29 protein-coding genes and 2 pseudogenes are annotated in these 25,577 nt (G+C 47.7%); 24 read left to right on the top strand and 7 right to left on the bottom strand.

Annotated features, from left to right (window positions below):
• Positions 1 to 33: 33 nt before the first annotated feature.
• Positions 34 to 657: a TetR/AcrR family transcriptional regulator gene (locus AB447_RS08890; protein ID WP_232517708.1), complete on the bottom strand. Its 624-nt coding sequence runs from the start codon at positions 655 to 657 to the stop codon at positions 34 to 36.
• Between the two features lie 53 nt (positions 658 to 710).
• Here AB447_RS08890 and AB447_RS08885 point away from each other — a divergent pair, with 53 nt between their 5' ends.
• The 6 genes from AB447_RS08885 (at position 711) to yunB (ending at position 5,664) form a co-directional block, all read left to right on the top strand.
• Positions 711 to 1,244: a hypothetical protein gene (locus AB447_RS08885; protein WP_048353198.1), complete on the top strand. Its 534-nt coding sequence runs from the start codon at positions 711 to 713 to the stop codon at positions 1,242 to 1,244.
• Positions 1,245 to 1,368: 124 nt separating this feature from the next.
• Positions 1,369 to 2,220, top strand: a complete 852-nt coding sequence (locus AB447_RS08880) for a DUF72 domain-containing protein (RefSeq protein WP_048353197.1) — start codon at positions 1,369 to 1,371, stop codon at positions 2,218 to 2,220.
• A gap of 18 nt (positions 2,221 to 2,238) precedes the next feature.
• Positions 2,239 to 3,057: a sulfite exporter TauE/SafE family protein gene (locus tag AB447_RS08875; protein ID WP_048353196.1), complete on the top strand. Its 819-nt coding sequence runs from the start codon at positions 2,239 to 2,241 to the stop codon at positions 3,055 to 3,057.
• 24 nt (positions 3,058 to 3,081) lie between these two features.
• Entirely contained in the window at positions 3,082 to 4,452 is a 1,371-nt protein-coding gene (locus AB447_RS08870) for a bifunctional metallophosphatase/5'-nucleotidase (protein ID WP_048353195.1), read from the top strand.
• Positions 4,453 to 4,526: 74 nt separating this feature from the next.
• Positions 4,527 to 4,832 (top strand): YunC family protein, encoded by a 306-nt coding sequence (locus AB447_RS08865; RefSeq protein WP_048353194.1) that lies wholly within the window; start codon positions 4,527 to 4,529, stop codon positions 4,830 to 4,832.
• Positions 4,833 to 4,902: 70 nt separating this feature from the next.
• On the top strand, positions 4,903 to 5,664 hold the full coding sequence (gene yunB, locus AB447_RS08860) for a sporulation protein YunB (protein WP_048353193.1): 762 nt from the start codon (positions 4,903 to 4,905) through the stop codon (positions 5,662 to 5,664).
• A gap of 27 nt (positions 5,665 to 5,691) precedes the next feature.
• Here the strand turns inward: yunB and AB447_RS08855 are convergent, their stop codons facing one another.
• The gene (locus tag AB447_RS08855; RefSeq protein WP_048353192.1) at positions 5,692 to 6,675 is read right to left on the bottom strand and encodes a M23 family metallopeptidase; all 984 of its coding nucleotides are present in this window, start codon (positions 6,673 to 6,675) and stop codon (positions 5,692 to 5,694) included.
• A gap of 256 nt (positions 6,676 to 6,931) precedes the next feature.
• Here AB447_RS08855 and lipA point away from each other — a divergent pair, with 256 nt between their 5' ends.
• Positions 6,932 to 7,828, top strand: a complete 897-nt coding sequence (lipA, locus tag AB447_RS08850) for a lipoyl synthase (RefSeq protein ID WP_046131646.1) — start codon at positions 6,932 to 6,934, stop codon at positions 7,826 to 7,828.
• 52 nt (positions 7,829 to 7,880) lie between these two features.
• On the opposite strand, the gene AB447_RS08845 is transcribed toward lipA, so the two are convergent.
• A complete protein-coding gene (locus tag AB447_RS08845; RefSeq protein WP_048353191.1) occupies positions 7,881 to 8,480 on the bottom strand; it encodes a YhcN/YlaJ family sporulation lipoprotein in 600 nt (199 codons plus the stop codon).
• A 103-nt stretch (positions 8,481 to 8,583) separates the two neighbouring features.
• Here AB447_RS08845 and AB447_RS08840 point away from each other — a divergent pair, with 103 nt between their 5' ends.
• Genes AB447_RS08840 through AB447_RS08830 form a run of 3 tightly spaced genes read left to right on the top strand, consistent with a single transcriptional unit; the run spans position 8,584 to position 10,113 of the window.
• Positions 8,584 to 8,859 carry a YutD family protein gene (locus AB447_RS08840; RefSeq protein WP_048353190.1) on the top strand — a complete coding sequence of 92 codons (276 nt, stop codon included), beginning with the start codon at positions 8,584 to 8,586 and terminating at the stop codon, positions 8,857 to 8,859.
• 24 nt (positions 8,860 to 8,883) lie between these two features.
• On the top strand, positions 8,884 to 9,324 hold the full coding sequence (locus AB447_RS08835) for a DUF86 domain-containing protein (protein ID WP_046131644.1): 441 nt from the start codon (positions 8,884 to 8,886) through the stop codon (positions 9,322 to 9,324).
• Positions 9,325 to 9,342: 18 nt separating this feature from the next.
• Positions 9,343 to 10,113, top strand: coding sequence for a TIGR01457 family HAD-type hydrolase (locus AB447_RS08830; RefSeq protein WP_048353189.1), 771 nt, complete (start codon positions 9,343 to 9,345; stop codon positions 10,111 to 10,113).
• A 45-nt stretch (positions 10,114 to 10,158) separates the two neighbouring features.
• Here AB447_RS08830 and AB447_RS08825 read toward each other — a convergent pair whose 3' ends face one another.
• Positions 10,159 to 10,659, bottom strand: coding sequence for a phosphatidylglycerophosphatase A family protein (locus tag AB447_RS08825; protein WP_046131642.1), 501 nt, complete (start codon positions 10,657 to 10,659; stop codon positions 10,159 to 10,161).
• Between the two features lie 135 nt (positions 10,660 to 10,794).
• Here AB447_RS08825 and yutH point away from each other — a divergent pair, with 135 nt between their 5' ends.
• The 6 genes from yutH to AB447_RS08795 all read left to right on the top strand — a co-directional run bounded on the left by yutH (position 10,795) and on the right by AB447_RS08795 (position 18,455).
• Positions 10,795 to 11,802: a spore coat putative kinase YutH gene (gene yutH, locus AB447_RS08820; protein ID WP_048353188.1), complete on the top strand. Its 1,008-nt coding sequence runs from the start codon at positions 10,795 to 10,797 to the stop codon at positions 11,800 to 11,802.
• 98 nt (positions 11,803 to 11,900) lie between these two features.
• Positions 11,901 to 12,863, top strand: a complete 963-nt coding sequence (locus AB447_RS08815; RefSeq protein ID WP_048353187.1) for a 2-hydroxyacid dehydrogenase — start codon at positions 11,901 to 11,903, stop codon at positions 12,861 to 12,863.
• A 228-nt stretch (positions 12,864 to 13,091) separates the two neighbouring features.
• The gene (locus AB447_RS08810) at positions 13,092 to 14,393 is read left to right on the top strand and encodes a homoserine dehydrogenase (protein ID WP_048353186.1); all 1,302 of its coding nucleotides are present in this window, start codon (positions 13,092 to 13,094) and stop codon (positions 14,391 to 14,393) included.
• The gene (gene thrC, locus AB447_RS08805) at positions 14,393 to 15,451 is read left to right on the top strand and encodes a threonine synthase (protein ID WP_048353317.1); all 1,059 of its coding nucleotides are present in this window, start codon (positions 14,393 to 14,395) and stop codon (positions 15,449 to 15,451) included. Before AB447_RS08810 ends, thrC begins: the two co-directional genes overlap by 1 nt.
• Positions 15,448 to 16,380, top strand: a complete 933-nt coding sequence (thrB, locus tag AB447_RS08800) for a homoserine kinase (RefSeq protein ID WP_048353185.1) — start codon at positions 15,448 to 15,450, stop codon at positions 16,378 to 16,380. Before thrC ends, thrB begins: the two co-directional genes overlap by 4 nt.
• A gap of 104 nt (positions 16,381 to 16,484) precedes the next feature.
• The gene (locus AB447_RS08795; protein WP_048353184.1) at positions 16,485 to 18,455 is read left to right on the top strand and encodes a S9 family peptidase; all 1,971 of its coding nucleotides are present in this window, start codon (positions 16,485 to 16,487) and stop codon (positions 18,453 to 18,455) included.
• 41 nt (positions 18,456 to 18,496) lie between these two features.
• Here the strand turns inward: AB447_RS08795 and AB447_RS08790 are convergent.
• A pseudogene (locus AB447_RS08790) lies at positions 18,497 to 18,759 on the bottom strand (NifU family protein).
• Between the two features lie 158 nt (positions 18,760 to 18,917).
• On the opposite strand from AB447_RS08790, the gene AB447_RS08785 reads away from it, so the two are divergent.
• Both AB447_RS08785 and AB447_RS08780 read left to right on the top strand, forming a co-directional pair.
• Positions 18,918 to 19,247, top strand: coding sequence for a YuzD family protein (locus tag AB447_RS08785; protein WP_046131636.1), 330 nt, complete (start codon positions 18,918 to 18,920; stop codon positions 19,245 to 19,247).
• 94 nt (positions 19,248 to 19,341) lie between these two features.
• Complete coding sequence (locus AB447_RS08780; RefSeq protein ID WP_046131661.1) at positions 19,342 to 19,614, top strand: hypothetical protein; 273 nt, start codon at positions 19,342 to 19,344, stop codon at positions 19,612 to 19,614.
• A 21-nt stretch (positions 19,615 to 19,635) separates the two neighbouring features.
• Here AB447_RS08780 and AB447_RS08775 read toward each other — a convergent pair whose 3' ends face one another.
• Positions 19,636 to 20,124 carry a phenolic acid decarboxylase gene (locus tag AB447_RS08775; RefSeq protein WP_065894769.1) on the bottom strand — a complete coding sequence of 163 codons (489 nt, stop codon included), beginning with the start codon at positions 20,122 to 20,124 and terminating at the stop codon, positions 19,636 to 19,638.
• A gap of 244 nt (positions 20,125 to 20,368) precedes the next feature.
• On the opposite strand from AB447_RS08775, the pseudogene AB447_RS27400 reads away from it, so the two are divergent.
• From AB447_RS27400 to AB447_RS08760, 3 genes and pseudogenes are all read left to right on the top strand, one after another.
• Positions 20,369 to 21,389: pseudogene (locus AB447_RS27400) on the top strand (response regulator aspartate phosphatase).
• 5 nt (positions 21,390 to 21,394) lie between these two features.
• Entirely contained in the window at positions 21,395 to 21,613 is a 219-nt protein-coding gene (locus AB447_RS08765) for a hypothetical protein (protein WP_232517726.1), read from the top strand.
• 62 nt (positions 21,614 to 21,675) lie between these two features.
• Positions 21,676 to 22,269: a dienelactone hydrolase family protein gene (locus AB447_RS08760; protein WP_057957525.1), complete on the top strand. Its 594-nt coding sequence runs from the start codon at positions 21,676 to 21,678 to the stop codon at positions 22,267 to 22,269.
• 192 nt (positions 22,270 to 22,461) lie between these two features.
• On the opposite strand, the gene AB447_RS08755 is transcribed toward AB447_RS08760, so the two are convergent.
• Positions 22,462 to 23,529, bottom strand: coding sequence for an NAD(P)/FAD-dependent oxidoreductase (locus AB447_RS08755; RefSeq protein WP_048353181.1), 1,068 nt, complete (start codon positions 23,527 to 23,529; stop codon positions 22,462 to 22,464).
• A 272-nt stretch (positions 23,530 to 23,801) separates the two neighbouring features.
• On the opposite strand from AB447_RS08755, the gene AB447_RS08750 reads away from it, so the two are divergent.
• From AB447_RS08750 to AB447_RS08740, 3 genes are all read left to right on the top strand, one after another.
• Positions 23,802 to 24,038 carry a YuzB family protein gene (locus tag AB447_RS08750; protein WP_048353180.1) on the top strand — a complete coding sequence of 79 codons (237 nt, stop codon included), beginning with the start codon at positions 23,802 to 23,804 and terminating at the stop codon, positions 24,036 to 24,038.
• Positions 24,039 to 24,203: 165 nt separating this feature from the next.
• Positions 24,204 to 25,058: a diaminopimelate epimerase gene (gene dapF / locus AB447_RS08745; RefSeq protein WP_048353316.1), complete on the top strand. Its 855-nt coding sequence runs from the start codon at positions 24,204 to 24,206 to the stop codon at positions 25,056 to 25,058.
• 76 nt (positions 25,059 to 25,134) lie between these two features.
• The gene (locus AB447_RS08740) at positions 25,135 to 25,500 is read left to right on the top strand and encodes a HesB/IscA family protein (RefSeq protein WP_048406980.1); all 366 of its coding nucleotides are present in this window, start codon (positions 25,135 to 25,137) and stop codon (positions 25,498 to 25,500) included.
• Positions 25,501 to 25,577 lie beyond the last annotated feature (77 nt).

Raw genomic sequence — 25,577 nt, 5'->3', positions numbered from 1 at the left:
AGCCTGAATCCACCATCAGGCTGTTTTTTTTTGTTACATGGCCAAGGACTTTAAATGGCTTGTCAGCACGGAATCGATCACTTCTTGCGACACTTGTCCGGGCTCCAGGACCGAGTGGAGCGCAAGTCCGTCGATAAGGGCGTACAGCCGCTCCGTTTCCATCGGCACATCAATATCCGGATTTCCGGCGGATTGCGCCAGCGCTTCAACAGCCTTTTGGCAGGCTGAATAAATTCCTTCGTTCATCTCCTTTCGTAACGGCCGGAGCTCCGGATCGCTGAGCGATTTCGCCGTAAATGACAGCCATGCTTCCATTTCCAGCTTTCTTTCTTCATCTACGGGCAAAAACTGAAGCAGAAGCTGCTTTACATCGTCGGCAGGCGTTCCCGTCCATGTCATCCGTTCGATGCGGGCCTTCACCCGGTTTGTGACCAGCTGCATAGAATAGATGAACAGCTGGGACTGATTCGGGAAGTAATGGCGCATGGCTCCAGCGGAAAGCCCCGCCTCCTCCGCGATTTTTCTGACGGTGCAATGGTCAAGTCCTTCTCTTTGGATCACCTTCCAGACGACCTCGGCAATTTTTTCTTTTTGTTTTTCGTGATCAACGATTTTTGGCATATATTCATTATAACACACTTGTGCTACTTCATACATCTGTGTTATTATCTTTTTAGCACAAATGTATTAAAAAGGAGCGGGAAACATAGATGATCGGATTGCTGATTATTGCTTGTGAAATCGGATTTTGGGTGTTTATTCTGTTAGGTCTGTTTTTTCGATATATTGCCGGTATGAAAAAAATCGGCTTGTTGTTTCTAGCCGCAACGCCTGTACTCGATTTGCTGCTGCTTATAGCGACGGCCGCCGATTTGTACAATGGGGCAAAAGCGGATACTCTGCATGCGCTGGCTGCCGTCTACATCGGGGTCAGCGTCGCATTCGGCAGCCGGATGATCAAATGGGCGGATGTCCGGTTCGCCCATCGCTTTGCCGGAGGTCCGAAGCCTGACAAAAGGCCGCTGTACGGAAAGGTACACGCCAAAAAAGAGCGGGCAGGCTGGCTTCGTCATTTTGCCGCCTGGGCGATCGGGGCGGCGCTTTTAGGTGGATTGCACTTGTTTATCGGTGATTTTGACAGAACCGAAGCTTTAATCCGTACTGCTGCTTTATGGTCCGTCATTCTCGCCATCGATTTTCTCTATAGCTTCAGCTTTACCTTTTTTCCGAAGAAAACGCCTTAAGGAGCCGGCTGTGCCGGCTTCTTTTTTATGATAAAGATTCGGGAGAAGGAAATGCTAACATGCAGGCCGAAATAAAGGATTCTCGAAAAAACCTGTGATAAACTAAAAAGAGAGGTGAACGAGATTGATTTATATCGGATTAACCGGATGGGGGGATCATGACAGCCTGTATCCGCCCAAGACAAACAGCCAAAAAAAGCTGATACACTATTCGTCCCATTTTCCGATCGTCGAGCTTGATGCAAGCTTTTACGCAATCCAGCCGAAAAAAAACAACGAAAAATGGGTAAAAGAAACGCCGGAGTCCTTTCAATTTATCATAAAAGCCTATCAGGGAATGACCGGCCATCAGCGCGGCGACATTCCCTTTGATTCAAAGGATGAGATGTTTGACGCCTTTAAACTGTCGCTCGCCCCTTACATAAAGGCTGGAAAGCTAGCGATGGTTCTCTTCCAGTTTCCGCCCTGGTTTGACTGCAGAAAAGAAAACGTCAATTACTTAAGGTGGTGCAGGGAGAAAATGGGGGACGTCCCGTGTGCGCTTGAATTCAGGCACAGGTCATGGTTCATGCCCCAATTTCACGATAAGACGCTTGCCTTTATGAAAGAACAAGGCTGGATACACAGCATTTGCGATGAACCGCAGATCGGGGAAGGGAGCGTTCCGACCGTTCTTCATGCGACAGACAGCGAAAAGACGCTCGTCCGTTTTCACGGCCGCAATAAGGAAGGCTGGGCTCGTCCGTCTTCAGGGCAAAACTGGCGGGAAGTCAGGTATTTGTATTTATATAATGAACAGGAATTGAAAGATTGGACGAAAAACCTGGAACTTTTAAAGCGGCAGTCGAAAGACCTTTACGTGCTGTTCAACAACAATTCAGGCGGCGACGCGGCCGCGAACGGAAAACAAATGATGGAGCTGCTCGGCCTTGAATATCAAGGGCTTACGCCAAGGCAGCTCGATTTATTCAGCTAATGAAAGAAGGACTTATTCATGGAATATTTTATACTGATCATACTCGGTTTGATCGCGGGAACCATCGGCAGTCTCGTCGGCCTTGGAGGCGGGATCGTCATCGTTCCTTCTTTGCTTTTTTTATCGGGCTTTACGGGGCTATTTCACCACGTTACACCGCAAATGGCGGTGGGCACTTCGCTTTTTGTCATCATATTTACGGGCCTGTCTTCAACGATCGCTTATATGAAATACAAAACCGTCGATTATAAGAGCGGGCTTATTTTTTTTATCGGGTCCGGGCCGGGAAGCCTTATCGGCGCCCATGTGTCAAAATATTTCAGCACGGATTCGTTTTCCCTCTGGTTTGGAATATTTATGATTTTGATATCTTTGTCGCTCATGATCAAGAAAAAAGCGAAGCAGTTGGACAAAAAGCACACCGGCATCATCAGAACGTTTAAAGATGACGAGGGGAACGATTACACGTATTCCTACCAGCCTTGGGCAGGAATCGCAATCGCGTGTTTCGTCGGCTTCCTTGGCGGTTTATTCGGGATCGGCGGAGGCTCTTTAATGGTGCCGGCGATGATGCTCCTGTTTTTATTTCCGACGCGGGTCGCAGTCGCCACATCGATGTTTATCATTTTCCTTTCTTCGATTGCAGGATCTGTCGGCCACGTTGTGAGCGGCCATGTCAACTGGCTTTATGCTTTGGCGCTCATACCGGGCGCCTGGTTCGGGGGGCAGCTCGGCGCTTTTATCAATAAAAAGATGCAATCGAAAACGATCGTTTTCATCATGAGGCTCGTTCTGATTCTGGTCGGACTCAGACTCATCTATCAAAGCGCATTTTAGTTTATACGTTAGGGAGAGATTTGCATGCGGGAAAAGCTCCATATCTATCATACAAATGATCTGCACAGCCATTTTGAAAACTGGCCGGCCATCGTTGATTACATCGGGAAACAAAGGCAAAAACACACAGCGGAAGATGAGGAAGTGCTTCTGTTTGATATCGGCGACCATGTCGACAGGTTTCACCCGATATCTGAAGCGACCTTCGGAAAAGCGAATGTGGAGCTCTTGAATCGTCTGCGCTATGACGCGGTCACGATTGGCAACAACGAAGGAATCACGCTCCCGCACGAAGAGCTCGATGCGCTCTATCGTCAAGCGGAATTTCCGGTCATCGTTTCCAACCTGTTTGATACAAGCGGAATCAGACCGTCATGGGCAGAGCCGTATTGGATCAAAACGCTAAAAAGCGGCATCACGATCGCCGTACTCGGCGTAACGGTCCCGTATTATCCGATCTATGCACAGCTCGATTGGAAGGTAACCGACGCCTTTGAAAGCATCGCCCGGGTGCTGAAAGAAGTCAAAGGAAAAGCCGACATCACGATCCTTCTTTCTCATTTGGGCATCCTGGACGATCAAAAGGCAGCGGAGCGGTTTCCCGAAATCGATTTGATCCTCGGTTCCCACACGCACCATTTGCTGGAGGACGGCATGATGAAAAACGGCGTTTTGCTCGCTTGCGCCGAAAAGTATGGAAACTATGCCAGCCATGTCGAACTGACTTTTGATCTTGACAGGAGGACCGTTTCCGAAAAAAAAGCGAGTGTACAGAAGACTTCAGATTGGAACGGAGAATCGGAGGAAACATCTGCTTTCCTCATGGAAAAAATGGAGCAGGCCCGGGCTGTGCTTCGGGAGGAAGTGGCTCAATTGGATCATCCGCTTACAGCCGAATGGTTCCAAGCTTCAGCTCTGCCTCAAATGCTGGCCGATGCGCTAAAGAAATGGTGTGATGCCGATATCGGCATGGTCAATGCCGGAATTCTGCTCGGCTCCCTTTCAGCCGGACCGGTGACAAGAGGCGACATCCACCGCATCTGTCCGCACCCGATCAACCCGGTCAAAGTAAAACTGACGGGAGATGAGTTGAAGGAAATCGTCCTCCAGGCTTCAGCTGAGGAAATGGAGCAGCTTCATATCAAAGGGCTCGGCTTCCGGGGAAAGGTGATGGGAAAAATGATGTACTCCGCTCTTGATGCAGAAAAGCTCACAGTCGCCGGAGCCGAAATCGAGCCGGGCCGCACGTATACGCTCGCAACCATTGACATGTTTACGCTCGGAACCCTTTTCCCGGCGATTCGTGATGCCGGTGACATTGAATATTTCATGCCGGAATTCCTGCGGGATCTGTTGGCCTGGAAGCTGGAACAGACATGCCGGGCCGATCGTTGAGAAAGCTTCTTCTGGTAAACGGGAACAAGTCCCCCGCTTTTGCCATACATTAATGGTAAAGGGGGGATTTGAAAGTGGTGAATGTAACTCCGATTATGATAGAAGACCGGCCGTTCATCGCTGTGACCGTCAAACTGCCGAAAACGAACTTTATGGCGGTAACGAACGATCATGGATATATTATGTGCGGAGCGCTTGATGTCGCCCTGCTGAATGATAAATTAAAGGAACGGAAAATCGTCGCCGCAAGAGCGGTCGGGGTCCGAACGATCGACGAGCTTCTCAGCGCCCCGCTCGAATCGGTTACAGACGCGGCCAAAGAACTCGGCATAAACGCCGGCATGAGCGGCAAAGAGGCGCTTTTAAAAATGGCGGAGTAAAAGTTGTCTGTTTGAAGCGTATATCCTCTCTTACAAGCATACACATTGTGATGTAAGGGGGGATTTTGCATTGCGGAGATTTCGCGGCCCTCTTTCTAAAAGAGGACCTTTGCCTTTTCGGTATGTCATGCTCCTTTCTTTTGTGATATTTATATTTTCAACAACGGTCAGCTTATTGATCATCAACTCCTCGATCAAGCCGACGCTTTTGAACATTGCGGAAATGGAAACGAACAGAATTGCAACGCATGTCATCCAGGAAGCGGTCGAAAGCTATATTAGCAAAGACAAAAATGTACAGAACATGATCGAGATGAAAACAAGCGAAAACGGAAAAGTAACGACGGTCGATTTTAATTCACACGTTGTCACGGATATGAAAAATAAAATTACACATGCGCTTCACGACAATCTGAAAGAAACCGAAACGGAAGAATTTAATTCTTCTGCAAAAACGACAGAAGGCCGGGATGACGGCGTCATTTATCAAATTCCCCTCGGCCAGACCACCGGCAACTCGCTGCTCGGAAACCTCGGTCCAAAAATTCCCGTGCGCCTCAACATCGTCGGCGACGTCTTTACAGATGTGAAAGAAAGCGTCAAGCCTTACGGGATTAATAACGCCTTAATTAACATCGGCGTGCTTGTCGAAGTAAAGGTGCGGGTCGTCATTCCGTTTGCGACAAAGACGGCGGTTGTCAAAAATACGATACCGGCGACGATTCAGGCGATACACGGAGATGTGCCCGATTTCTACAGCGGCAGCGGAAGCCGGACGTCCCCGTCGATCCAAATTCCGTCCAAAGACGAAAAAGCCGAAGAAAAAGAGTAAAAACATCCCGGGGGAAACGGGATGTTTTTATTTTTTCTTCTGCCTGAGCTCTTTTCGCTCCCATGCTTTTAAATAAGGATACGGATCAAATGACCACTCGCTTCTGCCGTTGTCCTTGTACATGCCATAGTGGAGATGGGGCGGAAATTTTCCCGACGTGCCCGGAGGCCCGTATCCGGTGTTTCCGACGGAGCCGATCACCTGGCCGGGCTCGACGATCTGCCCGACTTTTAAACCTTTGCTGAATCCGTTCAGATGGGCGAAGTAGTGATACGTATTATGGATGTCCCTGATTCCGATTCTCCAGCCGCCAAAGCGGTTCCAGCCTTTCATTTCGATGATTCCGTAGCATGTCGACCGAACAGGAACTCCGTGATGGGCAAACAGGTCGGTTCCTTCGTGAATGCGTCTGCCCCCGAAGCCGCGGGCGTCTCCCCATGTGCTTCTGTAGCTGTAATCCGACCGGATGGGGAGGGGAAACGCGTGCGCGCCTAAATCAATGTGGCCGTATTTGCGAAAAAGTTTGATAAATCCCGTAATGATGCCGACCGACTGATCCCTTTCGTAAAACTCCCAAAGCCCGATGCGGATGTTTGCAAGATCGTTTCCATATGTCGTTAAATATTTGCCGAACGTATACAGGACATCGTCGTCATTATCAGCTTCCGCCCGGCCGTCTCCATTGCCGTCCATTCCGATTCCGTCAAACACCTTAATGCTGAGCGGAGATGTATCATTTTGGTTTGGATTTTCAGGACCGCTCCAGATGTCCTGCGGAATGTAGATCCCGGTATATCCCTTTTTTTTCGGCAGGTCTTTGCGGTTCTTGCGAATGTTGATTTCGTATTGATCAACGGCAGCGAAAACGTACCAGGGGATTTGGGTCGCAGCTTCCGCCCTATGGTAAAGCGCCATCCTTTTTTTTAGAACTGACGCTGTATGTTCCTTTCCCAAAGCGCAAGGCTGAACGATGGCTAAAAGGAGAATGAGAACGGATAATACGACTTTCACAATATCATTGGCTCCTTTCCGTTTAATTGTGTATAGTGTGCGACAAACGGTAGAAACGATAATAAGAAAATGTTAGCAATTCTATATTGAAAAAAACCAATGTCTTGTCCGCAAATCTGTCGTATGTTAAAGTGACTAAAGACAAGTTTTTAAGTTTTTTAAGCGGTTCCAACAGGCAAGGGACGAAATCCATCGCCTAAGTCCTTACATTTTCGTAGCAAAACATGATTACTATCCACGAGTGGAGTTGATGGAATTGGCAAAGAAAGACGAGCACCTCAGAAAGCCCGAATGGCTGAAAATAAAGCTTAATACGAATAAAAACTATACGGGCCTAAAGAAATTAATGAGAGAAAACAACCTGCATACGGTGTGCGAAGAGGCGAAATGTCCGAATATTCATGAATGCTGGGCGGTCAGACGGACTGCAACGTTTATGATTCTCGGATCCGTCTGTACGAGAGCCTGCCGCTTCTGTGCGGTGAAAACCGGCTTGCCGACAGAGCTTGATTTGCAAGAACCGGAACGCGTCGCGGATTCCGTCAGCCTCATGAATCTGAAGCATGCGGTCATTACAGCCGTCGCCCGGGACGATTTGAAGGACGGAGGAGCTGGCGTTTTCGCAGAAACCGTGCGCGCCGTCCGGAGAAAAAATCCTTTTACGACAATTGAAGTTCTTCCTTCCGATATGGGCGGAGACTACGATAATTTAAAAATGCTTATGGATGCCCGGCCGGACATTTTGAACCACAACATTGAGACGGTCCGCAGGCTGACGCCGAGAGTCCGTGCAAGAGCTACATATGAACGTTCTTTGGAATTTTTGCGCCGCGCCAAAGAAATGCAGCCTGATATCCCGACGAAATCGAGCATCATGATCGGCCTTGGCGAAACAAAAGAAGAAATCATTGAAACGATGGATGACCTGCTGGCCAACAACGTCGACATTATGGCAATCGGCCAATATTTGCAGCCGTCCAAAAAGCATTTGAAAGTGCAGAAATACTACCACCCTGATGAATTTGCCGAACTGAAAGAGATCGCCATGGAAAAAGGCTTCAGCCACTGTGAGGCAGGGCCTCTTGTCCGTTCTTCCTACCATGCCGATGAACAGGTCAATGAAGCGTCCAAAAAACGGCAGGCCAATGCCTGATTGCCGAAGGACAAATTGAAAACGCCAGAATGTCTGGCGTTTTTTTCGTGTCCTAGAATTCGGTTTTTTTTCCCTTTCCGTCCGTCGAAACGTTTCCTTGAGGTGATTTTTTCATTTCCTCGATCGTATCGGCCATCAGCTGATCGACGTTTCTTGAATTGGAGCCGAGCGAGCTGAAGTTGGCGATGGACTGCATTAAATTCGGATTATCCGATATATAGATATGGTAGTACCTCGGAACGACGGAGGCCGCCGTTTTTTTCACCTGATCAGCGGTTTCCTCACGCTGCTTCGAACCTGTCCGGTAGACGACAAGCGCCTCTTCATCCGTTACAAGCGCCGAGGCATCTTGAATATTGGGAAGCTGAACCGTTAAACTAGATATAATATGAGCCATTTCTTCCCGGTTGATTTTTGGGGCCTGTGTTTTATCTTTGTTTTTAACAGGGGTTGCCTGATGGCGCGCATAACCGAACCTGCCTTTTCGATCATCGTTTCTGAAGCTTTGGTTGTACTGGCGGTTCCGATCTGCGACGTGGACGGTATTGCCGTCTTCATCATAAATATCATTGTGATTCTTATCGTTTAAAGCCTGCTGGCATCCGGACAGCGGAGCCAGCAGCAAAATAGTTAAAAGCATTTTTGTTTTCATCCTGCATTTCCTCCTTATCTATAGCTTTTCCAAAGAGGAAGATTTATTCTTAGCAATTGATGGCGGCTGGTGTTTGAATTATCATATAAAAGAGGTGAAAAGAATGATTGTCGTTCAGAACGCTGCATTTGAAGTCGTCAAAGATGTGAAAAACGGATTTAATGAAGACGCGTTTAAAGCAAGATACTCTGATATTTTAAATAAATACGACTACATTGTCGGGGACTGGGGGTACAGCCAGCTGAGGCTGAAAGGCTTTTTTGATGATCAAAATCAAAAGGCGACCTTTGATACAAAAATCAGCACCCTTGATGAATATATTTACGAATACTGCAATTTCGGCTGCGCGTATTTTGTGTTAAAACGCTTGCGAAAATAATCGGTCATAAAAGGGGATGCCGCTATGTATTTTGTCGATCGAAACAAAATTGAAAACACGCTGAATTTTTTTGAAGAACAGCTCCGGCTGTTTCACAAGCAGACTGAATGGGCGTCAGACATCGAAAAAAAGGCGCTTGAGAGGATCGGCCATACGCTGATCGAAAGTATATTGGACGTAGGAAACGATATGATTGACGGCTTCATTATGAGAGATCCGGGAAGCTATGACGACATCATGGATATACTGGCTGATGAGAAGGTCGTCAGCCAAACGGAAGGCGAAGATCTGAAACAGCTGATCGCCTGCCGGAAAGCGCTCGTTCAGGATTATTTAAATGTCAGCCACGGGGAATTGGAAAACTTGCTGAAAACGCACGCGGAAGCGCTTGAGGCATTTCCCGTCCGGATCCGCGATTATTTAAACAATGAGCTCGGTCCTGTATCCGCATTTAAACCGCATTAATAAACTGGAGTGTAACACATGAAAACATACAAAGGATATTTAATCGACTTAGACGGAACAATGTACAAAGGAACGGAAAAAATCGAAGAAGCCTGCGAATTCGTGAAAAAGCTGAAGGAGCGGAACATTCCATACTTATTCGTGACGAACAATTCTTCGCGCACGCCGAAGCAGGTGGCGGACAAGCTTGTATCTTTTGATATTCCGGCAACGGAAGAGCAGGTGTTTACGACAAGCATGGCGACGGCAAACTTCATCGCCGAGAAAAAGCCGGGTGCTTCCGTATATGTGATCGGAGAAGAAGGAATCCGCAGGGCCATTGAAGAAAAAGGCCTGACGTTCGGCGGGGAAAACGCCGACTTTGTCGTCGTCGGCATCGACCGCGGCATTACATACGAAAAGCTTGCCGTCGGCTGTCTGGCGATTCGGAATGGAGCGACGTTTATTTCGACGAACGGCGATATCGCGATTCCGACCGAAAGAGGCCTTTTGCCTGGAAACGGGTCATTGACGTCAGTATTGACCGTGTCAACGCGCACAGAGCCGATTTTTATCGGAAAGCCTGAGCCGATCATTATGGAGCAGGCGATGAAGGTTCTCGGAACTGACATCAGCGAGACGCTGATGGTGGGCGACAACTATGATACCGATATTATGGCCGGCGTGAATGCCGGAATGGATACGCTTCTTGTCCACACAGGAGTGACGAAAAAAGAACACCTTGAAGCTTACGCCAAAAAGCCGACTTACACGATCGATTCGCTGACAGAATGGATGGACCGCATCTAAAAACGAAAACACTTGCCCCCGCGTGAAGGCAAGTGTTTTTTTGCTTTATTCGGCGTCTTTCGCCCGGTGCGCGAGCCTGCTTGAGGCCGCGGCTGCAATGGCGCCGACGATGTCGTCCAAAAAGGTATGGCATTCCCCGGTTGATTTATCGTTTAAGCGGGCGAGCACCCCGGGCTTTATTTTATCGATATAGCCGTAATTGGTATAACCGATCGAGCCGTACAAATTGATGATCGAAAATGACAGAATTTCATCGACGCCATAAAGGCTTTCATCTGTCTCAATTAAGGATTGCAGAGGCTCCAACAGCTTTTTCTGCTCTCCCAGCATATCGAGCTGAATACCGGTAAGCACGGCGTTTTGAACCTCGCGCTTCTTCAAGACCCGGCTGACATTCGCTTCACATTCTTCTTTTGTAATGTCAGGATGATATTTCTTTTGTAAAAGGTAGACAAGATCCGCAATCTCGGAAATCTTGACGCCCCGTTTTTCCAGCCACTCTTTTGCTGCCGATTCTATTTTGTGCATGCTGTTGTTTTCCGGCATCGTATTCACCCAATCTTTTTTACTTAGTGTATACAAACGTCCTGCAAAACGTAACGATTTTAGAACGTTTTCACTCATAAATGGCTTCTTGATGGATTACGATGTGTAGAAGGCCATTTTTTAAAGGAGTGTTGTATGGTGAAGGATTTGATCAAAGAAAAATTCGGAATCTACATTCGCGAACTTTCGTCATATCTCTCCTACCAGACCTTTCAAACACCCAACTCCATGTTTTTGATCGCCCCGGTTTCCCATTTAAGCCAAGCCGAACTCGCGGAGCTGTATTACATGAGTCAGTATTTGCAAGAACAGCGCGACCCATACGTTTCCTCTTTTTTGTTCACAAAGGACGGGGAGATGACTTTTAGGGACGGAAAAACGGCATATGTGCTGCTTCAGGCGGTGCCCCGTTTTACGAACCGGTCTTTTCCGTTCGGTACGGAGCTCGCCGAATTTCATCAAAAGGGGAGAGGCTATCCTTATGAAGTAAAAGAAACGACAAGGATCGGCCAGTGGAAAGAATTGTGGGGGAAACGCCTCGACCAGCTCGAGCAGTTCTGGATTCAAAAATCGCAGTCACAGCCATTGCAGCCTTTTGAAAAACGGTTTATCGAATCGTTCCCTTATTATCTCGGCTTAACGGAAAACGCTATTCAATATTTGGCAGATACCGAATTGGATGATCAGCCCCAGGCTGCTGATTCCGGGACGATCTGCCAGCAGCGCCTCACCTGTGAGACATGGAAGCAGGAGCCTTTGGTCAAGGTTCCCGTAGAATGGGTGTTTGATCATGCTGCGCGCGATCTCGCAGAATACGCCAGAAGCCTGTTTCAGCAAAAAGGCGATCTCAATGAGGTGATGTTATTTCTTCAGCAATATGAACAGGTCAGCCCGCTTTCTTCCTTTTCAAAGCGGCTCATGTACAGCAGGCTCCTGTTTCCGCTTCATTACTTTGAAACGGTTGAAGGCTATTATATCTCTCCGGAATCAGAGCACCATTATTATGAGAACAAACTCGACCATCTATTGTCCCAGGTACCGGCGTATGAACGGTTTCTGAGCGGATTTCAGGAGATGGTCAGCATAAGATCAGGAGGATTGGCTGTCATGCCTTCTGTCAATTGGCTGAAAAGGACACCTTAAGGCCTGGGTGTTCTTTCTTAGTCGCATGAGGCTCTTAACTTTTGCCACTTTTTTCGATATGCTAAAAGAAATCAGCTCTTAGAAAGGAATGTGGCACAATGGACAAACCGTTTGTATACGTGACGAGGAAATTATCCGAAGAACAGCTTTCTCCATTAAAAGAACTGGCTGATATCGAGATGTGGGAAAAAGAGGATGAGCCGTGTCCGAGGGACGTCCTGCTTGAAAAAGCAAAAACGGCCGACGGGCTTTTGACCATGCTGTCGGACCGGATCGATGCGGAGCTATTGCAAAAAGCCACCCGCTTAAAAGCGGTCGCCAACTTGGCGGTCGGATTTGACAATATCGATGTGGAAGCCGCAAGAAAACAGGGCGTGATCTGCTGCAATACGCCGGATGTATTGACGGAGTCCACCGCCGATTTAACCTTTGCATTGTTGCTTGCGGCAGCGCGCAGAATCATTGAGGCGAGCGAATGGATCAAGCAGGGGAAATGGACGGGCTGGGGACCGCTTTTGCTGGCAGGCGCCGATGTGCATCATAAAACGATCGGCATCGTCGGCATGGGAAGCATCGGACGGGCTGTGGCAAGGCGGGCAAAAGGCTTTGGCATGAATATTTTGTACCACAACCGGAAACGAAATCCCGAAGCTGAAAAAGAACTGGGCGCTTCCTACGCATCGTTTGATGACCTCATTGGACAAGCCGACTTTGTCGTGTGCCTGACGCCGCTGACAGAGGAAACGAAACACCTGTTTAACCGTTCAGCTTTTCAAAAGATGAAGAAAAGCGCAATTTTCATCAATGTTTCAAGAGGACGGGTCGTCGATGAACGGGATCTGTATGACGCGCTTGTTCACAACGAAATCGCCGGTGCAGGCCTTGATGTCTTTGCCGAAGAGCCGATTTCAAAGGAACATCCGCTCGCCGGTCTCCCGCAGGTGACCGCACTTCCTCACATCGGAAGCGCAAGCAGAGAAACGAGGGAAGAAATGATGAGGCTTTGTGCGGAAAATATTGCGCTCGTCCTGAGCGGCAAACCGGCGAAAACGGAGATTTAGCCCTCCGCTTCCGGCCTTTTTAGTCCGGAAGATTTTCTTACAAAAATATTTCTGAATTTATAGAATCTTATTATATCAACAACTCAAGCGTTTACAATCGCTTTTTTCAGCAATCGTCATCTTGTCAAAACAAAAATCCCCCATTATAATGTTTGTAACTTAAATGTCTGCGTTATGTTTACAAATGTCCTTTCGTAATGGACGATCAGATAGAAAGGTGGAATTTTAGTGAAGGCAATACGAGTCGGGCTTCTAGGTTTAGGAACAGTCGGGAGCGGAGTGGTGAAAATCATCCAGGATCATCAGGACAAACTGGTGCATCAGGTCGGATGCCCTGTCACCATCCAAAAAGTGCTAGTTAAAGATAAAGATAAAAAAAGAGATGTCGAGCTTCCCAGAGAGGCTTTGACGACGGAAGCCTATGACGTGATAGAAGATCCGGAAGTGGATGTCATCATCGAGGTCATCGGGGGCATCGAACAGACGAGGCGGTATTTGCTTGACGCTCTCCGCGCAAAAAAACACGTCGTGACGGCGAATAAGGATTTGATTGCCCTTTACGGGTCAGAGCTTTTAGCCGCGGCAAAGGAAAACGGCTGCGATCTTTATTTTGAGGCGAGCGTTGCCGGAGGAATCCCGATTTTACGGACGCTTGAAGACGGCCTTGCTTCAGACAGAATCACAAAAATGATGGGAATCGTCAACGGAACAACCAACTTCATCCTGACGAAGATGAACAAAGAAAAGGCCCCGTACGAAGAGGTGCTGAAGGAAGCGCAGCGGCTCGGCTTCGCGGAAGCTGATCCGACCGCCGATGTGGAAGGCCTTGATGCCGCAAGGAAAATGGCAATTTTGGCAAGGCTCGGCTTTTCCATGAATGTCGACCTTGAAGACGTGAAAGTAAAGGGGATTTCCCAGGTATCTGATGAAGACATCAACTTCAGCAAACGGCTGGGCTATACGATGAAGCTGATCGGCATCGCCCAGCGCGACGGCCAAAAAGTCGAAGTCAGCGTTCAGCCGACATTGCTTCCTGATCATCACCCGCTGTCATCGGTTCACAACGAATTCAATGCGGTCTACGTATACGGGGAAGCTGTCGGAGAGACGATGTTTTACGGACCGGGGGCGGGCAGCATGCCGACTGCAACCGCCGTTGTCTCAGATTTGGTGTCCGTCATGAAAAACATGCGCCTCGGTGTGAACGGCCGCAGCTTTGTCGATCCGCAGTTTGAGAAAAAAATGAAGTCGCCCGCTGAAGTTTTTGCCCAGCAATTTTTAAGAATCCATGTCAAAGATCAGGTCGGCTCATTTTCAAGAATCACCGCGATTTTTTCGGAAAGAGGCGTCAGCTTTGAAAAGATCCTGCAGCTTCCGATCAAAGACAATGACGACCTGGCTGAAATCGTCATCGTCACGCATCATACGTCTGAAGAAGATTTCGCAGACATTTTGAAAAAGCTGGACGATCTTGAAGTCGTTCATCAGGTCAAAAGCACTTATCGAGTAGAAGGGAACGGTTGGAGCTAATGTGGAAAGGACTCATTCACCAATATAAAGACTATCTGCCTGTAACAGACAAGACGCCGGAGCTGACATTGAACGAAGGAAACACGCCGCTCATTCACTTGAAAAACTTATCTGCAAAGCTCGGCATCGAGCTTTATGTGAAAACCGAAGGCGTCAACCCGACAGGTTCCTTCAAAGACCGCGGGATGGTGATGGCTGTTGCTAAAGCGAAGGAAGAGGGCAATGATACGATCATGTGCGCCTCGACGGGAAACACGTCAGCTGCCGCTGCGGCGTATGCGGCCCGCGCCAATATGAAGTGCATCGTCATCATTCCGGACGGAAAAATCGCCTTTGGAAAATTGGCTCAAGCCGTCATGTACGGGGCTGAAATCATCGCGATCGACGGTAACTTTGACGATGCCTTGAAAATGGTCCGCAGCATTTGTGAAAAAGAGCCGATTGCATTGGTGAACTCCGTAAACCCTTACCGGATCGAAGGGCAAAAAACGGCTTCGTTCGAAATCTGCGAGCAGCTTGGCGCCGCCCCTGATATCCTTGCGATTCCGGTGGGGAATGCGGGAAATATTACGGCATACTGGAAAGGTTTTAAAGAATACCATGAAAAACACGGCACAGGTCTGCCCGTCATGCGCGGCTTTCAGGCGGAAGGCGCTGCTCCGATCGTAAAAAACAGGGTGATAGAAAATCCGGAAACCGTTGCGACGGCGATTCGAATCGGAAATCCGGCAAGCTGGGACAAGGCGGTCAATGCCGCAAACGAATCAAACGGAAAAATCGATGAAGTATCAGATGAGGAAATCCTCTCCGCATACCGGCTGTTGGCGAGGGAAGAGGGCGTATTCGCCGAGCCGGGCTCCTGCGCGTCAGTCGCCGGCGTGCTGAAGCAGCTGAGAACGAAAGAAATTCAGCAGGGGGCAAAAGTCGTTGCCGTCTTAACCGGAAACGGCCTGAAAGATCCAAATACAGCCATCGATGTCTCAAACATCAAACCGGTCACACTGCCGACTGATGAGGAAAAAATTCTTGAGCACTTAAAAGGAGCCGCACGTGTATGACAGAGGCTGACATGCTGTTTTCCATTACGGTTCCGGCAAGTACTGCCAATCTGGGTCCGGGTTTTGATTCAGTCGGAATGGCGCTATCACGCTATTTAAAGCTGTCTGTTTTTCCTTGTGACGAGTGGCGGTTTGAAGCTGAAACAGACGTCGTGGCAGGTATACCCGCCGGAACGGAAAATTTGATTTATCAAGTAGCCAAGCGGACTGCCGCCCATTTTGGAAAAGAGCTTCCGCCGTGCCTTGTCAAAGTGTGGAGCGACATCCCGCTTGCCCGCGGGCTCGGCAGCAGTGCGGCTGCGATTGCCGCTGCCGTGGAGCTTGCAAACGAACTGGCTGACTTAAAGCTGTCTGTACGCGATAAACTGCATTTTGCAAGCCTTGAAGAAGGACATCCCGACAATGCCGGGGCTTCGCTTTCAGGAGGCCTTGTCATCGGACTTCACGAGAAGGACGAGACACAGCTTGTCTCGATCAAGGACGTAGACATCGATGTCGTCGTTGTCATTCCTTTTTACGAAGTTCTGACAAAAGATGCGCGGGACGTTCTTCCGGAAAGCCTCACGTTTTCAAAAGCGGTCGAGGCAAGTGCAGTCAGCAATCTGCTTGTGGCCGGGCTCATGTCAAAGGACTGGCACCTCGTCGGACACATGATGAAAAAAGACCTTTTTCATCAGCCGTACAGGAGGGCGCTCGTTCCCGAACTTGCCAAGGTCGAGCATGAAGCCGGGTTGTGCGGCGCATATGGAACGGCTTTGAGCGGCGCGGGACCGACGATTCTCTCCTTTATTGAAAAAGGAAAAGGAGAAGAACTGAAAGCCAGGCTCGCGTCAAAGTTTCCGCATTGTGAAGTCGACTGCCTCCATGTGCCGGACACAGGAGCAGCCGTCGAAAGAAAACCGGTGAAAAGCGCATCCCCAGCCGACTAAAAAGAGCTTTTACAGGCTCTTTTTTAGTTTGCCGGGAAAACAAGGATTTTTATTTAGGAAGTCGAAATAGAGTATAGACACTGAACAAGAGAGGAGAATCGCGATTGAAGCAGCTCATAATGGAAGCAGACATTACGAGGCTCGCATCGGTTACAGATCCCCAATATTCGCCTGACGGCAAAAAACTCGCTTATGTACAAACAAAAGTGAACAAAAAACAAGATTCGTATGATGCGCACATCATGGTCTTTGATACCGAAACAGAGGAAACGGCGCAATGGACGTTCGGAACAGGAAGAAATCAGCATCCGCGATGGTCGCCTGACGGCAGGATGCTCGCATTTACATCAAACCGGGATGATTCGTCACAGGTATATGTGATCCATACGGCTGGAGGCGAAGCGAAAAAAGTGACAGACATTCCTTATGACGTCGTGCAGCCTGAATGGTCGCCCGACGGAAACTACTTGCTTTGCTCTGTCAAGCTGACGAAAACCGAAAGCGTCAAAGACGAAAAAAAGCCCGAAATCGAAGACTACGAACCATTGGAAGTCGATTCTTTAACATATAAAGCAGACGGGCAGGGCTTTAAAAGGGGGAAATATACGCAGCTTGTCTTCGTCCAGATCGAAACGGGGGACATGAAGCAAATCACCGCATGCGAAAGGGATCATGTCAGCCATGCGTTTTCACCTTGCGGGGAGAAAATCGCTTTTTGCGCCAATTTGACCGAAGAAGATGACAACCGTGTAAACGACGTCTACTTGATGACGCTGTCAAGCGGAGAGCTCAAACGCCTGACGGGACAAAACGGGATCTTTTCATCCCTGTCTTTTTCTCCTGACGGAAAACGCCTTGCCTTTTTAGGGCACGAAAAGGAGTTCCAAAATGCGACGCTTGATAAAGCCTGGATGTACGATTTTGAAAAAGACGAGCTGACATGCCTAACCGAGATGCTTGACGTTCATTTAAACGATGCGGTCGCAGGGGACAGCCTTGTCGGAGGTGTACTGCCAAAACCGGCCTGGACGAAGGATGGCAACGGTTTTTACGTGATCGGGACCGATCAGGGATCAACGGGCATTTATTACATATCGACAGAAGGCCTCGCCTACCCGGTCCGCCTGGAAAAAGAGCATCTGAACGGATTCAGCCTCCGCCCGGATGAAACGGGGTTTGCCGCTTCGATCGCCCTGCCCGTTTGGCCGAGTGAGCTGTATGATATTGCATTGGGCGAAGATAAAGCGAAGCGCCTGACGGATGCCAATGAGGATTTCGTTAAGGAGCACATCATCTCAACACCTGAAGAATTTCAATTTGAGACGGCCGACGGCTTAACGGTGCACGGGTGGCTGATGAAGCCGGCCGGCTTTGAGGAAGGAAAAAAATATCCGCTCATTTTAGAGGTTCACGGCGGACCGCACGCGATGTATGCGAACGCCTATTTTCACGAATTTCAAGTGCTTGCCGCCAAAGGCAGCGCAGTCGTCTATGTCAATCCTAGGGGAAGCCACGGCTATGGCCAGGACTTCGTCAACAAAGTGAGAGGCGACTACGGAGGCGGAGACTTCGACGATGTCATGGCAGCCGTTGACCATGTTCACGCGCATCACGATTTTATTGATCAGGACAGACTCGGAATCACAGGCGGAAGCTACGGCGGCTTTATGACAAACTGGGCCGTCGGCCATACGAACCGCTTTAAAGCCGCGGTGACGCAGAGGTCGATTTCCAACTGGGTCAGCTTTTACGGCGTAAGCGACATCGGCTACTTTTTCACGGATTGGCAGCTTGGAGCAGACCTTTTTGAAGACCCGGACAAACTGTGGGATCGTTCGCCGCTGAAATATGCCGAAAGGGTTGAAACCCCGCTTTTGATCCTTCACGGCGAACGCGATGACAGATGTCCGATTGAACAGGCTGAACAGCTGTTTACAGCGCTGAAAAAAATGGGGAAGAACGTAAAGCTTGTCAGATTTCCGAACGCGTCCCACGACTTGTCGCGAAGCGGCCACCCGAAGCAGCGCATCAAGCGGCTGCAATATATCGCCGGATGGTTTGACAGCCACTTGTAAATAAAAAAGGCTGCCACTTTTGTTTGGCAGCCTTTTTGCTATTAAAATACTTGTTCTACTTCAATAACGCCCGGAACTTCTTCCAAGAGCGCGCGCTCAATTCCGGCTTTAAGCGTGATCGTGGAACTCGGGCAGCTTCCGCATGCGCCGAGAAGACGAAGCTTTACGATGCCGTCTTCAACGTCGACAAGCTCGCAGTCACCGCCGTCACGAAGCAAAAACGGACGAAGTTTGTCCAGCACTTCCTGCACCTGTTCTTTCATTTCGACTTCTGTCGCCATTCATATCGCTCCTTTCAAATCATACAACCATTATATTCAGTCGAACAATAAAAAGCTATTGTTTAGTTTCAGCGTTTTCCCACCTATTATATCATATTTGCCCCCAAAGACAAAAAACGATTTTTATGGAGAGCGGGGCGAAAATAGACTAAAATAAAAAAAGGGAAAGGAGCGTGTTGATATGACAAAACAAGCCGAACTTTTTGTTTACGGCGCAGATGTTCTTTGTCCGAGCTGTGTGAACCTTCCGTCATCAAAAGAAACGTACGAATGGCTCGAAGCCGCACTCAAAAGAAAGTATCCCGGCCAGCCGTTCACGATTACGTACATCGATATTCATCAGCCTCCTGAGAACGATCCGAAAAAACTGGAGATAACGCAAAAAATATTAAATGACGAATACTTCTATCCGTTGGTCCTCGTCGGTGACCAAGTCGTCGGCGAAGGAAATCCGAAGCTGAAGGACGTGTATAAGGAAATGGAAAAGCAGGGATATAAGCCGGCGATATAAAAAACAGCAAGGGTGTCATAACCTTGCTGTTTTTTTATGGCTCTTTTTTGAGAAAAACGGGCAAACTGATGAAAAACGTGCAGGAGTGGTACACATGTCTTTCATCGAAGGGCAGATCGTCTCCGGTGATTTTGATCAGGAGATGAACGTCTTTTCTCTTAAAAAAGTTAAGCAGTTCCACACGCAGACCAGTTTAAAGGAAAACCAGCTTGAAGCCTTGCAGCAATATTTGAAGCAGCATGAAGATGAAGCAGACGGGCAGATCATCACACTTTACGACCAAATGCTTGTACCTTTGTCACAGGCGGACATTAAAGCGCTGCTGAACGATTTGTCAAAAGTCCAGTCCTTATATAAAAAAGGCTGAAGGAATCCTTCAGCCTCATGTTTACACCCGTTTTCCGGCGCGAATGTCATCCGTCATTCCTGGATACGGCGCTTTGGAAATCAGTTCTTCATTATTTGCGCCTGCGTTTTCCATAAACGTGATGTCCGCAAACTCAGGAACGACGTATTTTGGATATGTCTCATATTTTTCACGGGACTCTTCCATTAAATCAATATAATCGTTTTGGTAGCAGACGGTAATGTCCGGGCGTTCGTGAACCCATTTTGGAAAGAAAATGATGCCGTGCATGCGTTTTTCTTTTGGCATAAAGTTCAGCGAAACATCAGTGCCTGTCGGTTCTGTCCAAGATACCTTGTACACGCCTTCAGTAAGTTTGACGAGGTTGACTTCCTGATCCCGGACCCAGCGGCCTGCAACCATGCCGCTGTGAATGCGGTAATCGATCGTATGATCATTTTTAATGTAAATTTCGTACTCCCAGCCGTTTTCATAAGTATAGATCATGTGGCTTCCGACAAAATCTTGCACATCCTGATTCATATGAACAGCTCCTTTTTAATGTAAATATAAACATGTAACAATTTACATATATAATTTTAAGACATTGCTAATGATATTGTCAAAAATTAAGTGATGGAAAAGAATTATAAGTGATATTAGGAAATTTTGCTAATATTTAGAAAAATGCATTGTCAAAAAATGCTCGATTCTGTAAAATGAAAAACAACCCATAAAAAGGAAAATGAATCAGGAAGAAGGGAATGATAATCGATTGAAAACAAAAATTGCGTATGAAGAAGTCGCCAAAATGCTGAATCAATGGTACGTCATGATCAAGCGCCATGAAATATCCCAAGCGGTCTCCATAAAGTATGACATCGAGAATCAGCTTCCGAACATGGAGGAAAATCAAGATTTGCTGCTCTATTTTAACCTTTTAGACTATCGGCATAAACTGCTGACAGAAGAATTTGCCGCTTCAAACAGGTTGTTTGAAGACATTCAGCATCTAAAAGCAGATATGCAAAGTACAGACGACATGATCGAATACTATTTTTTCTTTTTTGCCGGTATGTACGAATTTCATAAAAAGGACTATACAAATGCGATCAATTATTACAAACTCGCAGAGAACAAGCTCAGAAAAATCCCCGATCAGATCGAAAATGCCGAATTCCACTACAAAATGGCGGTCGCCTACTACCAAATCAAACAAAATTTCTTCTCCTTAAACCACGCGACAGCTGCCTTAAAAACCTTCAAAACGCATGATGACTATATTCAAAAAGCGATAAGCAGCGAAATGATTTTAGGTGCGAATAAACTCGACTTATTTCGTTTTGACGAAGCGGAAAAACACTACAAGCAGGCTTTAAAAGACGCAATGCAGATCGAAAATAACACCGCTTCGCCTGCAAGATCATGAAGAATCTGTATACGGAATCCACTCCATATTTGAATTGACGCATGTCCTGTACAAATCAGAACGTTTTCATGAAGCGCGCGAATGGTATAAAAAAGGTTTTTCTCGTGCAAAAAAAGCAGGAGAAAGGGAATATTTGTCGAAATTTAGACTTATCCATGCTCTGTATGATGAACACGATTCGCTTACAGTCGAACATGCTTTAGAATATCTCAAAACGATTAATCTTTGGACGGATATAGCAGAATTAACATTGGACATTGCGCTTTTCTATAAAAAAAATGGTGATGCAAAACATGCGGCCGAATACTTTGAAGAGTCTCATCATGCAAGAGACCAAATCCTGAAAAGAACGGAGGAGTTAAAGTGAAGAAGATGTTTGCCGCCGTGTCAGCGGCCGTTGTCGCCAGCCTTGCCGCAGCCAGCTTTGTGCCTCAGCCAAAAGGAGACGCCGAGTTTGCCGGACGAGCCATTTTTCTTGAGCATTCATCCGCAAAGCAGCTTGCAGGAAGAGCGATATTTCTCGATCGCTTCACAGGAACTGCATCAGCCGATCCTGTCAAAGAAAAAACTGCAAAACCGGCGTTAAGCTGACGCCGTCCAATTTGTGGCGCCTTCACGGCGCCTTTTTTTGAGGTAACGGGAGGCTTTTACATATGATACATTTCCGGAAAAATTCCGATTCAGCCATCATCGTACTGCACGAAATATACGGCTTGAACAGGCATATAGTGGATTTTGGGCGAGCGCTTTCTGATTATGGCTTTGACGTGTTTTGCCCGAGTGTATACAATCAGGAAAAGACATTCGATTATGCCGACGAGGAGGCCGCATACAAGCATTTCACGGAGAATGTCGGTTTTTTTGACGCCTCTCAAGAAATAAAAACGATCATCAGTCAATTGAAAAACAGGTATCAAAAAGTGATTATCATCGGTTTCAGCGTGGGGGCGACGGCAGCCTGGCTGTGCAGTGAAGAAGACCATGTCAGCGGAATCGTCGGATACTACGGCTCCCGTATTAGAGATTACATGGACATGGCGCCTGCATGTCCGGTGATGCTGTTTTTTCCAGAAGAAGAGCGGTCATTTCGCGTCGATGAATTGCGAGCGGCGTTAAAAGAAAAAGGGATAGAGACGCACAAATTAGCGGGCTTGCACGGATTTGCCGACCCGTATTCGATGAGATACAATCGGCAGTCTGCACAAACCGCCTTCAGGCACATGATGCGCTTTTTAAAGGGATTGTGAGAGAAGATTTATTTGAATGGATTGATATAAAAAAACTGAATATGCGAGCCGTGTTTAGCGCTGATCGGTGCTGAGGCAGGATATAAACTTTAGAATGATTGAAGGGAAAGAGCCGCTGAACGGCCTGCAAAATGAGAAAAGCTCATCATGACAGATGAGCTTTTTTTGCCTGAATTAAAAATTCGCGAAACCTTAACCGTTATGATGCTTATACATCCACAGCAGCCCGGATTTCAACAAGCGCGGAACCCTTCCGATCAGCGGGCGTTCAGCTACCAATCCGAAGCCGGCTTTTTTCCCGAGCGAGCCGAGGACGCCTTTCAGCTTGAATTTCGGCATTGTTTCAGGAAGAGCTTCCCCTTTCCAGCGCCATTCGAGAACCTGGACGATTTGCTCCGCTTGTGCCTCGGCAAGCTGTGCGCTTGGGGCGTGCGGAAGGCTTGCGCAATCGCCGACGACATAGACGTGCTCATCTCCCGGTAAATTGTGGTGCGGCGTCAGGACGACGCGGCCCTGTGCATCCTGTTCCACGTCAAGGTCGCGGACGATCTGATTCGGCTGGATGCCGGCGGTCCAGACAATTACATCGGCGCGAATCGGATCATCGTGGTTGTAAACGAAGCCTTCCTCCACCTTTGTAATGTTGGCGCGGTTAATAATGTTGACGCCGTGCTCTTCGAACCAGCTTTGAACATATTTGCTGAGCCGGGTAGGGAAGCTGGACAAAATAAATTCCCCTCGGTCAAAGAGGATGATGTTCAAGTCCTCCCGGCTTTCTCTCAATTCGCTTGCAAGTTCCACGCCGCTAAGACCTGCCCCGACGATAGCAACGGTCGCTTCAGCGCATAAATTGTTGAGCGCCTGGTACGTGCTGCGGGATTGGTCGATCGTTTGAATGCTGTACGTATATTCAGCCGCTCCGGGAACATTGTGATATTTATCCTCACAGCCGAGGCCGATCACTGCATCGTCGTAGGAAATCGGCTCTCTGTCATGAAACAGCACTTTTTTTTGCTTCAAATCGACAGCGGAAATATCGCCGTATTCAATCTTCAATTTAGGGTGATCCGGGAAGGACACTCTGATATGATGATCAGAAATCGTTCCTGCAGCAAGCGCATAATACTCCGTTTTTAAACAATGGTAAGGGTTTTTGTCAATTAAGGTGATCATCACATCATCAGGCAGCTGATTTGGCAACAGGCGGTGCATGACGCGCATATTGCCGTAACCGCCGCCAAGCAAGACTAAGTTTCTCATGCTAATTCCCCTTTTCCCCTCAGATTCAAGTAAGTTATCTTTTTACATTGCAAAAATAAAAAACTACGTAAATACCCTCTAGAATTATATCTAATTTGATGCAAAATCACAATATTTCTCGGAAAATAACCTACGAATACACCATGAGAACAGAATTAGTAAAACTTTTTTATGGAATTGATATGTTACAAAAGCTTTATTCATCAGCTCAATGTTTTGACTAACCGGAGAGGATTAGGGTACGATAAAAATGCGATGTGAGGTGAATGATAGTGTTTCCAATTGTTGAATTTTGCGTCAGCAATCTTGCCCAAGGCTCTCAAAAGGCAAAAGAAATATTGGAGAAAGACCCGAATTTAGATGTTATCGAGTACGGCTGTCTAAGTTATTGCGGTCAATGCATGCAGACATTATTCGCCCTTGTAAACGGGGAAATGGTCTCAGGGGATAATCCGGCCGAACTGGTCGAAAACATATATAAATTCATCGAAGAAAATGAAATTATCTAAGCGGGATCAAAAGGCGATCCCGTTTTCTCATGTTGCCGGCATGATAAAAGCTCCCTGCTCATGGAAGCAGAGAGCTTTTATGTATGAAAAACGGGGGATAATCATATTGTGTCCGATCCTTTCAGCTTTTATACTAAAAGAAATAAAAAAATGTTGGAGGCCGCTATGTATTTTTTTCGCTTCACCAAAATGCACGGTTTAGGAAACAGTTATATATATGTTAACCAATTTGAAGAAAAACTTCCTGAGGAGATGCTGCCGGAGCTTGCCGTCAAAGTATCCTCGGTTTACACGGGCATCGGTTCGGACGGGATGATTTTGATCTGCCCTTCTGACAAAGCGCCCGTTAAAATGCGGATTTTCAACAGCGACGGGTCTGAAGGCAAAAATTGCGGAAACGGATTGCGCTGTGTCGCAAAATATGCTTATGAACATAAACTTGTAAAAGAGAAGACGTTTTTCATTGAAACTCTGTCAGGTCTTGTGACAGCCGAAGTCGAGGTAAAAGACGGAAAAGTCGTTTCGGCTACGGTCGATATGGGTGAGCCGCGCCTCCGCAAATCCGATCTGCCGATGCTCGGAGACGGCGATTCTGACACGATCAACGAACCGATGGAATTCGGCGGCCGGGAAATGAGAGGAACCGCTGTTTCGATGGGGAATCCGCATATCGTCTTTTATTTGAACGATATCGAGGAGGCACCGCTTAATACGATGGGACCCGTGATCGAAAAAGACGAAAGGTTTCCGGAAGGCGTCAATGTTGAATTTGTCGAAGTGGAGAATGAAAACGAGCTGCACTTCCGTGTATGGGAACGGGGCTCAGGGATCACCCAGGCCTGCGGAACAGGGGCCTGTGCGGCGGCGGTCGCTTCAATATTAAACGGATTTGCCAAAAGGGAAACGGACATTACCGTCCACCTTGCCGGAGGCGACCTCGTCATCAATTGGAAGCACGACGGCCGCGTCATGATGACGGGCCCGGCGGAAACGGTGTGTGAAGGCGTATTTTACGTTTGAAAACAGCCTGTTTGAGAAATAAATGATGGCCCTTTATAATAGAGGTGCACATGACATCCGGAGGAGGTGCTAATTCATGAGCGAAAAAACGATTACAATTACGGAAGCGGCTGCCCTTCATATAAAAGATATGATGAAAGAGCATGAAGAGGAAAATGCTTTTTTGAGAATCGGCGTGAAAGGCGGCGGATGCAGCGGTCTTTCATACGGAATGGGATTTGAACACGAAAAAAACGACGATGACAATGAATTCGTTCAGCATGGGATCACCGTGCTGATCGAGCAGGAAAGCCTCGATATCATGAACGGAACGGTCATTGACTTCAAACAATCCATGATGGGCGGGGGCTTTACGATCGACAACCCGAACGCCATCGCATCGTGCGGCTGCGGCTCTTCATTCCGGACGGCGGCGAACGCCGGGAAGCCGGAAGAGTGCTGACGTTTAAAACTGGATAAACCAACGTTTACAAGACGTCGGTTTACCGATGATATGTTTCGATCATCTAAATCGGAAAC

This window comes from Bacillus glycinifermentans, from assembly GCF_001042475.2.
GTDB classification, from domain to species: domain Bacteria; phylum Bacillota; class Bacilli; order Bacillales; family Bacillaceae; genus Bacillus; species Bacillus glycinifermentans.
The sequence above is the reverse complement of the archived record's forward strand: the minus strand, read 5'-3'. Positions and strand labels throughout refer to the sequence as shown.

Bases quoted from the DNA above. Each gene is read 5' to 3' on its own strand.
- AB447_RS08890 (WP_232517708.1), bottom strand. From the start codon at position 657: ATGTATGAAGTAGCACAAGTGTGTTATAATGAATATATGCCAAAAATC.
- AB447_RS08885 (WP_048353198.1), top strand. From the start codon at position 711: ATGATCGGATTGCTGATTATTGCTTGTGAAATCGGATTTTGGGTGTTT.
- AB447_RS08875 (WP_048353196.1), top strand. From the start codon at position 2,239: ATGGAATATTTTATACTGATCATACTCGGTTTGATCGCGGGAACCATC.
- AB447_RS08870 (WP_048353195.1), top strand. From the start codon at position 3,082: ATGCGGGAAAAGCTCCATATCTATCATACAAATGATCTGCACAGCCAT.
- AB447_RS08845 (WP_048353191.1), bottom strand. From the start codon at position 8,480: ATGAAAACAAAAATGCTTTTAACTATTTTGCTGCTGGCTCCGCTGTCC.
- AB447_RS08840 (WP_048353190.1), top strand. From the start codon at position 8,584: ATGATTGTCGTTCAGAACGCTGCATTTGAAGTCGTCAAAGATGTGAAA.
- AB447_RS08835 (WP_046131644.1), top strand. From the start codon at position 8,884: ATGTATTTTGTCGATCGAAACAAAATTGAAAACACGCTGAATTTTTTT.
- AB447_RS08830 (WP_048353189.1), top strand. From the start codon at position 9,343: ATGAAAACATACAAAGGATATTTAATCGACTTAGACGGAACAATGTAC.
- AB447_RS08825 (WP_046131642.1), bottom strand. From the start codon at position 10,659: ATGCCGGAAAACAACAGCATGCACAAAATAGAATCGGCAGCAAAAGAG.
- yutH (WP_048353188.1), top strand. From the start codon at position 10,795: ATGGTGAAGGATTTGATCAAAGAAAAATTCGGAATCTACATTCGCGAA.
- AB447_RS08815 (WP_048353187.1), top strand. From the start codon at position 11,901: ATGGACAAACCGTTTGTATACGTGACGAGGAAATTATCCGAAGAACAG.
- thrC (WP_048353317.1), top strand. From the start codon at position 14,393: ATGTGGAAAGGACTCATTCACCAATATAAAGACTATCTGCCTGTAACA.
- thrB (WP_048353185.1), top strand. From the start codon at position 15,448: ATGACAGAGGCTGACATGCTGTTTTCCATTACGGTTCCGGCAAGTACT.
- AB447_RS08785 (WP_046131636.1), top strand. From the start codon at position 18,918: ATGACAAAACAAGCCGAACTTTTTGTTTACGGCGCAGATGTTCTTTGT.
- AB447_RS08780 (WP_046131661.1), top strand. From the start codon at position 19,342: ATGTCTTTCATCGAAGGGCAGATCGTCTCCGGTGATTTTGATCAGGAG.
- AB447_RS08765 (WP_232517726.1), top strand. From the start codon at position 21,395: ATGTTTGCCGCCGTGTCAGCGGCCGTTGTCGCCAGCCTTGCCGCAGCC.
- AB447_RS08760 (WP_057957525.1), top strand. From the start codon at position 21,676: ATGATACATTTCCGGAAAAATTCCGATTCAGCCATCATCGTACTGCAC.
- AB447_RS08755 (WP_048353181.1), bottom strand. From the start codon at position 23,529: ATGAGAAACTTAGTCTTGCTTGGCGGCGGTTACGGCAATATGCGCGTC.
- dapF (WP_048353316.1), top strand. From the start codon at position 24,204: ATGTATTTTTTTCGCTTCACCAAAATGCACGGTTTAGGAAACAGTTAT.
- AB447_RS08740 (WP_048406980.1), top strand. From the start codon at position 25,135: ATGAGCGAAAAAACGATTACAATTACGGAAGCGGCTGCCCTTCATATA.